The organism is Lactobacillus delbrueckii subsp. delbrueckii DSM 20074 = JCM 1012 (genome assembly GCF_001433875.1).
GTDB lineage: Bacteria > Bacillota > Bacilli > Lactobacillales > Lactobacillaceae > Lactobacillus > Lactobacillus delbrueckii.
On the sequence record NZ_AZCR01000002.1, the window covers coordinates 1 to 1,360 of the forward strand.

A 1,360-nucleotide genomic window follows, 5' to 3' on the forward strand; every position below is an offset into this window, starting at 1 on the left:
AGCAAGTTTGATTTCTTTAGTGTATTTAGTCATGAAAATAACCCCCGAAATTAGTGTCCTAATTTCGGGGGTCATATCAAGGCGTCTCTTTTTTCTTTAAAAAAGCTGCATGCTATAATATTTCTTACACTTTAGGGAAAGGTGACAAAAATGCAAAAAATTTTGTTTTTATGCCATGGCAACATTTGCCGGTCGCCAATGGCCGAATTCATCATGAAGCAGCTCCTGGCTGAAGCCGGCAAGGCTGACCAGGTCGAAGTTGCTTCCGCGGCCGTGACCGGCGATGAAATCATTGGTGGAGTTGGCAATCCAATGGACCCCCGGGCCCAGCGGGAACTGGCCAAAAACGGGGTGCCATTTAGCCAGCACCGGGCCCGGCTTTTGACCCGGGAAGACTATGACAAGTATGACTACTTGATCGCCATGGACAGTGAAAACTTCATGGCCATGAACCAGATCTGCGGGGGTGACCCGGAAAGAAAGCAGTACAAGCTGCTCCAATTTGCTGGTAGCTATGCTGACATTGATGATCCCTGGTATACAAATGACTTTGACCTGGCCTTCCAAGAGATAAGCCGGGGCTGCCGGGGCCTGTTAGACCAGCTTTAGGCGAGGAATTTACGAAAACGCTTAAAGCGAGTACAATTAAGGGTGTAAGTTGTAAGAAAATTTTAAATTGTTTATGGCAATAGTAAGGATTTGTTTATGAAAAAGTATGTCATTTTGCACCCGACCGGCCGGATCTCCCGCCTGGTCATCAAGCACTTGCTAGCTGACCCCCGGTTCAGCGATGTGGAGCTGGGGCTTTTGACCCAGCGGCCGGAACTTTTGGCCGACCTGGCAAAGGGCGACCGGATCAAGCTGACTGAAGGAGCGGCAACTGACCTGGACAAGATCCTGGCAGTTACCAAGGATGCTGACCTGGTCTTCTTGGGCAAGGTTGATGACAAGAAGTTCACGGTGATTAGCAAGAACCTGGTCAAGGCAAGCCAGAAAAACGGCTTTGACCGGGTTATCGAATTAAGCCTGGCCGGCCTTTACTATGAAATTCCCGGGGAATTCGGCACCTGGGTTGATGAATGGGTGGGTTCCGGCCGCTTTTTGCCAGCCAGAGAGGCTGCCCACCGCCTGGAAGAAGCTGACCTGGACTACACCTTGATCAGAATGCCTGCCTTGACCGACTGGCCAGATGTCAAGTACTCCTTGACTGGCCGCTATGACGAGTTCGTCGGCACCTCTGTTTCAAGAGCCAGCGTGGCTGACCTGGTCTTAAAGATCATGGCTGATCCAAGCCAGTACTCCCGGGCCAGCGTTGGCATTTCCCAGCCGGAAACGGCGGGGTACGTCCGGCCCGGTTACT

Annotated in this window: 2 protein-coding genes; both read left to right on the top strand. The window is 51.3% G+C overall.

Annotated elements, in window-relative coordinates; genetic code table 11:
- Positions 1-150: 150 nt before the first annotated feature.
- Positions 151-609: a low molecular weight protein-tyrosine-phosphatase gene (locus tag FD23_RS00555; protein ID WP_003617342.1), complete on the top strand. Its 459-nt coding sequence runs from the start codon at positions 151-153 to the stop codon at positions 607-609.
- Between the two features lie 96 nt (positions 610-705).
- On the top strand, positions 706-1,360 hold a 655-nt coding region (locus FD23_RS00560; RefSeq protein WP_057717947.1), incomplete at its 3' end, for an NAD(P)H-binding protein.